Source organism: Paraburkholderia tuberum STM678, from assembly GCF_902833905.1.
In the GTDB taxonomy this organism is placed as follows: Bacteria; Pseudomonadota; Gammaproteobacteria; order Burkholderiales; family Burkholderiaceae; genus Paraburkholderia; species Paraburkholderia tuberum.
Genome location: NZ_CADFGP010000126.1, coordinates 1 through 7801 on the forward strand (window position 1 = coordinate 1; position 7801 = coordinate 7801).

A 7801-nucleotide genomic window follows, 5' to 3' on the forward strand; every position below is an offset into this window, starting at 1 on the left:
TTGCCGCGATTCTCATGGGTTCTCCCTCATCACCTGGAAGGAGACTCGCAAATCGCGATTAAGTTGCATTATTTACGACGCACTACACTAGCAACAAGCCCGAAAAAGCCGCAAGCACGGAGCTGGTGACAAAGGCGCTCGATGTCACAAGGGAAGTCCGTACACCGGCGAGCCGCGCCGCGCGTGAATTTTGCCCCACTGCCGAGAGCATGCGCCCATACGCCGTGTATCCGAGTAACAGCGAAAACAGACTCGTGACCACGACGGCGACCAGCACGATCACGGGCACCGGGCCTACGCGCCCTGTAGCGACGTAATGCACTGCAGGTGCCACCTTGAATCCGGGAATCGCGCGGTTCGCAAGCAGCGTTGCCGTCGCGAGGATGTAGCCGGTGGCGAGCGTGGCGATAATCGACGGTATCCGGCAAAGCACGACCAGCGCCGCATTCAGCAGCCCGACGACAAGACCGATTGCTAATGTCGCCGCGATACCCTGAATAAGCCGCCCATCGCTGCCTCCCATCACGATCAGCGCGAGATACGCGCTCAACGTCATGACACTCGCGATTGAAAGATCGATATTGCCTCGACCGGTGGTCACCACCGCCATCTGGCCGAGCGCACAGAGTGTCAGGAACGAACTCGATACGGCAACACCGGACAGCGAACTGAGACTGAAGCTGCTTGTCACAAGCGACAGGCTCACCCACAACAAGACGACGCCCAGCGCAGACCACACCCAGCGATTGCGGCCGGTCCAGCCCGTCAGCTTTACAGAGATTGAACGGTTCATTCTTCGCTCCCTTTACGAATGACAAGGGCCCGCAGCGCGAGGATCACGAGCAACAGTACGCCTTGCACGGCGGCGTTGAAGTCGGAACTCACATTGAGCGTGCCCAGCAGCGCGCCGATCAGGGACAGTGCGACGGCACCTGCCACGACACCCAGCGGTGAGATCAGTCCGCCCATCAGACTGCATCCGCCGATCACGACAGCTGCCACGCCGAGTAACGTGTAGCTGCTTCCCGAATTGATGTCGCTCGCCGTATTGATGGCTGTTAGCGCCAGTCCGGCTACGAGGATAAATGAGGCCGCCAACGCGTAACGAATCGCGGCATAGCGGGTCGCCGACCATCCGGCGCGCGCCATCGCGGACGGATTGTTGCCGAAGGCCCGCAGCGTTACACCAAGCGGCGTGCGATCCAGCGCCCAGGCTACGGCGCCGGCGATCACGATCAGGACCAGCGAGGTTGGCACGCCCGGAATCGTCCATGTGAACAGCGCGGAAAGCCACTCTGGACTGGCGCCCCCAGGCGTGGGCTGAAGCGTGTGACCAATCCCCATCCAGATAAACGACGCACCGAGCGTGATCACGATCGCCGGTATGCGGCGCGCCTGAATGACCCAGCCAAGCGCGCTGTAGCACGCGAGTGCGCAGAAGAGACTCAATACACCCAGGGCCGGCTGCTGGTAGAGAATCGTCGCGCTCAGCACGTTTATCAGCCCGGCAAACGCGCCCGCGCCGAGATCGATCTCGCTGCCGCCGACCACGAACATCTGTCCGAGCGCGACCAGCACGAGCGGCAGCGCCGGCCCCAGCAACAGGTCGAGGCCGAACACGGAACCAGTCGCCGGATTGGCAAACATCATCACAGCGAATACGAGCGCAAGACTGACAAACGGAGCCATTTGCACGACCCGCCGCCCGAGCTTGCCGGAACCTTTTTGTTTGGCATCCGCTACGGCGACGACAGTGCCCGGTTGCACAAACGATGCGTCCACAATCGCCTGCTCGCTGATCTCTTCGTCGTTCAGTTCGCGCACCACGCACCCACCAGCGAAAACCAGCACACGATCGCATTCGAGAAACTCAAGGTCCTCGGTGGAGTGCCACAGGACGAGGCGACCGGTGCGCGCCACTTCAGCGACGATTTTGTAAAAGTCGCGTTTCGCGGCAATGTCCACTCCGCGCGTGGGATCGTCCAGCAGAATGACGGGTGCTTCGGACACTAACGCGCGCGCCATTAGGGCCTTCTGCTGATTGCCGCCGCTCAAGTCAAGAATGCCCGAGGCGAGACGGTTTTCGTCCAGTCTGAGCCGTTGCGCTGACGTCGTCGTTGCCGCCAGTTCGGCGGATTTCGTCACACTGCGAAACGGCGAGCCGCCCGCGAAGCTTCCGAGGGAAATATTGGCGAGCACGCTCCACAAAGGGAAAACCCCTTCGCGCTGCCGATCGCCCGAGACGAAGCTAATCGTGCCTTTTCGTTCAATGCGGGTGGCGTTGAGCGCAGAGGGAGCGAAGATTTGATGAAGCAGTTCCTTCTGACCGCTCCCCTCAAGGCCCGCCAGACCGACAATCTGACCGGAGCGCAGTTCGATTGGCTGCGAGTGGGCCGCCACTCCGCCGCTTATACGAACACACACGTTCCCAAGGACGCCGCGATGTTCCTCGGCGGCCGCACGCAACACCGCGGTCTCGCCGCCCATCAGGCGCACGAGCACCGGAACGGAGGCATCGGCAGCGAGACCTTCCCATTCGAGACACCCGTTACGCAACAACACGACGCGCGTGGCCACGTCAACAATCTCGTGCAGCTTGTGGCTGATGAAAATGAACGCGAGTCCGGTCGCAGCCCTGGCATGAATGTACGCGCGTAACTGCCGGCTGCGTTCGAGACCGAGTGACGATGTCGGTTCGTCGAGAATGACGAGGCGCACCTCCGGCGTAGCGACAGTGCGGGCGATCTCCACCATCTGGCGCTCGCCGATCGGCAAGCGCCCTGCTTCGGCGTCGACATCGATCCCGTGGCCCGGGAAGACAGCATCGAGCGCCTCGCGTGCCCTCATCCGATACGCATTGCGCCATCCAGGCCGCGCCCGTGCTTCCTGTGGCGCTTCCAGAAAGAAGTTCTCAGCGACGGAAAGATTGGCGCACAGCGAAAGTTCCTGATGGACGATTCGAATGCCGCGTCTTTGCGCCTCTCCCGTGTCATAGGCCTGCGGGATTCCGATGCCGTCGCCGAAATCGATGGTCCCGAAGTCGGGCGGCGTGACACCGCACAGCATGCGCATTAGCGTGCTCTTGCCTGCGCCGTTCCCCCCGACAAGACCAATTACGTCGCCGCATGCCACCGAGAGGGAGACGTTGTCGTTCGCACGTGTCGGCCCGTAGACCTTGGTGAGATTGCGCGCGGAGACTACCAGCCGTGCGCGACCTTGCAGTTCAACTGTTGCGTCGCGGTTCATTCTGGGCTCCGTGGACTACTTGCCTGCCAGCAGATTCTTGTCGACCCACACTTGTGTGTAAGTGGGACTGACGATCATGCCCGACGGGCGATCCAGATAGTCCTTGAGATTGTCCTGCGTCACGGTAGCAACCGGCATGATCATCTTCTTCGGCGGCTGCGCACCTTTGACGAGCGAAAGACTCAGATAGAACGCCGCCGCGCCGATGCCCGGTGTCGTATTCATCGAGATCGTCGTATAGCCGTTTTTCTTGTTCTGGACGCCCCACCATTTGATGAAGTCCGTGCTGCCTCCGCCTTCGATCACTGGCATCTTGTCGCTATATCGGCCGCCAAACTGCTCGAATGCCTGCGCTATTCCGAAGTCGTCGCTGCCGCCCTGCCCGAGCACGGCGTCGACATGAGGCAAGCTGGGCAGAACGTTGGCGACCGCCGACTGCGCCACCGACGCGGTCGCCTGGCCATAGACCGTCGCGACAACCTTGACGTCCGGGTATTCCTTGAGCACGGCTACCTGCGCGTTGTACATGTCGTTGTCGGGAGCCGACCCCTTCACGCCGCGCACCTGAATGATGTTGCCCTTGCCGCCGATCCTCTTCATCACCCACTCGGCTTCCTGTTTCTTATAGCCGGTGAAATCGAAGTTGAGTTGATAGTTGCAGGGGGCGCTTGCGACCGAGTCGAACGATACGACCTTGATTCCCGCCTGACAGGCCTTTTGGATGATGCCGTTCACGGCGGTTTCGGAAGCAGCATCTACCGCGATCGCATCGACTTTCTTCAGAATCAGCTCGGCGATCTGGCTATTCTGCTGGGCGACCGAGCCGTCGCCGTTGACGACGATGTAGTCGGCGATTTTTCCTTCCGCCTTGGCCTGCTTGGCCGCCGCATCGAATGCATCGACCATCTGGTGTCGCCACGTGTTGCCGTAGTACGCGTTGGCCAACGCGATAACTGGCTTGTCTGGCGAGGCAAAGACGGGGCGCGCGATGACGAGCACGCCGAGGGCGGCGATAAGGGTACGCAATTTCATGTTTGTCTCCGGATATTTTCCGCTCGGGTCCAGGGTCGATTCCAAAGCGAACGTTGTGATTTTTTTTCTGGTTTTTGCCCACTCTAATGGGCATAACCGACTACCACAATCGATTAGTTCTCCGCTGGCTGTGATGAAATCTCACACCCGGGTGTACACTGATTGCGGCTAGGCGCTGCGGGGCACAGTCATTACAGTGACAGGCGGGTAATCAGGTTTCCCGGGAGCACATCGATGCAGAAGCCGCGTCCTTCTCTGAACGCGTTGCGGGCTTACGAAGCAACCGCGCGCTTGCGCAGCATGACGCTCGCCGCCCAGGAACTTTGCGTGACCCACGGCGCAATCAGTCGCCAGGTCAAATCTCTGGAGGAGACGCTCGGTGTGACGTTGCTGCTGCGCTCCGCTAAGTCGTCCGATCCGACGCCAGAGGGGTTGAGGCTCGCCGAAGGCCTATCGACGGCGTTCAACCTTATCGAGGCAAGCATCGAGCAACTCAAGCCCGAACCCTTAACGCTCTCGTGTTCGGCGTCGATCATGATGTACTGGCTGATTCCGCGAATAGCGCGGTTCCACGAGCGCTACCCGGAGACGGAACTCAAGTTCAACATGAACTACGACCAGATCGATTTCGTGCGCGACAAGATCAGCGTTGCGATCAGGAACAGCACGATCGAAGCGCCGAAGGACGCGATCACGCGCAATCTGATTGCCGAATGGATCGGGCCTGTGTGTTCACCGGCATACGCCGAATCCTGCTTGCTGAAGTCGCCGGAGGACCTGAATCGCGCGAACTTGTTATCGACGCGCACCCGTCCGCAAGCGTGGACTGACTGGCTCGAAGCCAAGGGCATCGACTCACTCGAGGGGACCGACCACGGCGCGTACGAGCATTTCTATCTGCTGATTCAGGCGGCGGTGTGTGGCCTGGGCGTCGCGGTAGTTCCCCAGATGCTGGTCATGAATGACCTGCTGTCCGGCAAGCTGATCGCGCCATTCGGTTTTGTGCCGGGCCCCCGGAAACTCGTGCTCTGGGTGGCACCCCATCTTGGATTCCGCTCTGACGTCACTGCGCTGGAGAAATGGCTCGTCACTGAGATGAGTGAGAGCCTTGCACAGATGACACAGTTTTCCCTATGAACAACGAGGCGATGTCATTGTGTACGGTATGTGCAAGCCGCGACGGGAGGCGATTCCGTGGTGATGCTTCGCGGAAGAGATGAAACCTCCCGACGCGCGAAGTGCGGTCAGGCCATCAGGTACGGATCAATGTCCGGTAAAGCTTGTTTGCGCGGCTCAAATGCGCGTGCATCGCCTCGGCGGCTGCATTGCCGTCGTGTTTCGCGATCGCATCGACGATCCGCTGGTGCTCTGCCAACGTCACTTCTTCCGCGCCCGGCGCGCGCACGAGCGGCCGGTAATATTCGCTGGCCCAGCGAAACAGGGACTCCACGATCGAAGGAAAGATCGGATTTCCGCTAATCATCGCGATCTCCCGATGAAACGCCATGTCGCGTTCGATAAATTCCTCGAGATTGACCATTGAAGCGCGTTGCTGTGCGACCTTGAGTTGCAAGCGTGCGACGTCTTCTTCGGTGGCGCGTTCGGCGGCCATGCGTGCAGTGCCGGTTTCGAGGAACATACGCGCGGATTTCAGATGCTCCAGCATGTCCGGCTGGGTGCGCAGCAAGTGCATGGCGCCACCTGCCATCTGGGCGATCAGGCGCTCTGCCGTCGGCACGACGACGCGTGCGCGCTCGCCGTGCACGATCTCGACGATGCCCGAGCGCTCAAGCGTCTGGAGCGCCTCGCGGATCGCGGGGCGGCCCACGCCGTAGATTTCCATCAGTTCCCGCTCGGAGGGAAGCTGCGCGCCCGGAGCGATTTCGCCCGAGCGAATGCGGTCCATCAATCGATCGAGGACCTCCTGATAAAGTTTCCGGCGCTGAATAGTCTCAACCATGGTGTAGTGCGCGTGCAAAATGGTCTAATGACAATACCATGGAGTGACCGTTTCATGGAAGCTCATCCGCGCGCAACCGTCGCCGAACCAGCAGCTAGCTGCTGAGCAATGCGCCTTGACGCACCGAACCAAAAAATGACGCTTCACCGATCTGACCCCCCTTGAGCACGATTTCGAGCCCATCGCGCCGAGGCAGGTCAGACCATGCACGGCACAGCGGCGAGCCTGGCGCGAGGCCACCCGCCGCGCTCAATGCCGAGATACCGAGGGCACTGGCCACTTCGCCCGAACTGTCACCACCCGCAACCACGACACGCGGCAACTCGACCCTGTCCAACAGGCATCGCATGACCTCAGCAAGCGCCTCGCCAACCCGACGGGCGGCGGCATGCCGCGTCAAGCCGGCCTTCTGTGCAGTGACGTCGAACTCCAGAACGGCTGGATCATCAGGACCCTCGGCACTGTAAATCAGTGCGCTTTCTCCACGCCTGAGCGAATCTGCCGCCACATTGACTGCACGCTCGATTTCGCCCCCTCCGGCCCGCTCGTTCAACACGCGCTGCAGGTCGAGCCGCTCGACCCGAAAGCCGTTTGCGCGGGCCCAGCGGATTTGTCCAGCAGTGACGGGCGAACAACTGCCGCTGACCGCCGCGATCGTTTGAACCGGTTTCCCGGTGGGCAGTGACGCGGTTTGCGGCAGCAAGCCGCCTGCGCGCCAGTGCGCGGCTAGCGCGTATTGCAGTCCCGAAGACGACGCGCTGAATACGCCCTCCCCCCGCTGCTCCCAAACAAGGCGCCCGGCTGCGGCAAGCGTTTCTTCGTCCAGCACATCGATCATCACTACCGGAGTGTCGTCTCCGGCGAGCGCGCGCAATTTCTCGGCTGGATCGGGGCCGCACAGCTGAACCATGTCAACTAGTTCGATCCGCCGGGCGGTCTGCTTGCGAAGATGCACGCGCAAGTCCGCTTCGCTCATTGGCGTGACGGGGTGGCGCGACATCGTGGGATGCCGGTCGAGCCGGTGGCCTTCGCCGCCGACGGCGGCGAAAAGGTTGCCGAACACCTGATAGCGTTTGAGTCGCGGTGCACCGACGATCATCGGCGACCAGTTTCCATGCATCAGTTTTACGCCGATGTCGAGCGCGCACCCAATCGAACCGATTTCCGGCGATGAATCGAAGGTCGAACAAACCTTGTATTGCAGAATTGGCGCACCGAGTGCGGCGAGGCTCGCAAACGCTCGCGGCAATTCGTCCTCCATCCATTCCGGGCTGCGTCCGCGCGATGAGCCCGCAAGCCCCACGCAGCGAACCTCCGGAAAGCGGGCGAGCAGTTCCGGCGTCGGTGCTTCGAGACACAGCAACGTGGGCACGCCCGCGGCAGTCATTGCCTCCATCGCGTCGGTCGAGCCGGTGAAATCGTCGCCGTAGAAGGCAAGCAGCAGACCCTTGGGCCAGTCTGACGATACGGGTGTGCTCATTTCCAGAATCCCAGTGCGGCCTGCAACGCCGGATTGCGTTCGGCCTGTCGTTCGAGCGGCACACCTTCGATGGCCGCCACCCA

Annotated in this window: 6 protein-coding genes; 1 reads left to right on the top strand and 5 read right to left on the bottom strand. The window is 61.3% G+C overall.

The window, feature by feature from the left end:
- Window positions 1–82: 82 nt before the first annotated feature.
- From HWY30_RS39965 to HWY30_RS39975, 3 genes are read right to left on the bottom strand one after another with little or no spacing between them, the layout of a single operon-like run.
- A complete protein-coding gene (locus HWY30_RS39965; RefSeq protein WP_090811984.1) occupies window positions 83–793 on the bottom strand; it encodes an ABC transporter permease in 711 nt (236 codons plus the stop codon).
- Complete coding sequence (locus tag HWY30_RS39970) at window positions 790–3246, bottom strand: ATP-binding cassette domain-containing protein (protein ID WP_090811986.1); 2457 nt, start codon at window positions 3244–3246, stop codon at window positions 790–792. Before HWY30_RS39970 ends, HWY30_RS39965 begins: the two co-directional genes overlap by 4 nt.
- A gap of 15 nt (window positions 3247–3261) precedes the next feature.
- Window positions 3262–4278: an ABC transporter substrate-binding protein gene (locus HWY30_RS39975; protein ID WP_090812575.1), complete on the bottom strand. Its 1017-nt coding sequence runs from the start codon at window positions 4276–4278 to the stop codon at window positions 3262–3264.
- A 234-nt stretch (window positions 4279–4512) separates the two neighbouring features.
- Here HWY30_RS39975 and HWY30_RS39980 point away from each other — a divergent pair, with 234 nt between their 5' ends.
- Window positions 4513–5415: a LysR substrate-binding domain-containing protein gene (locus HWY30_RS39980; RefSeq protein ID WP_090811988.1), complete on the top strand. Its 903-nt coding sequence runs from the start codon at window positions 4513–4515 to the stop codon at window positions 5413–5415.
- 115 nt (window positions 5416–5530) lie between these two features.
- Here HWY30_RS39980 and HWY30_RS39985 read toward each other — a convergent pair whose 3' ends face one another.
- Both HWY30_RS39985 and oiaK read right to left on the bottom strand, forming a co-directional pair.
- Window positions 5531–6238 carry a transcriptional regulator NanR gene (locus HWY30_RS39985; RefSeq protein ID WP_090811990.1) on the bottom strand — a complete coding sequence of 236 codons (708 nt, stop codon included), beginning with the start codon at window positions 6236–6238 and terminating at the stop codon, window positions 5531–5533.
- Window positions 6239–6332: 94 nt separating this feature from the next.
- Window positions 6333–7718, bottom strand: coding sequence for a 3-oxo-isoapionate kinase OiaK (gene oiaK, locus HWY30_RS39990; protein ID WP_090811992.1), 1386 nt, complete (start codon window positions 7716–7718; stop codon window positions 6333–6335).
- Between the last annotated feature and the right edge of the window lie 83 nt (window positions 7719–7801).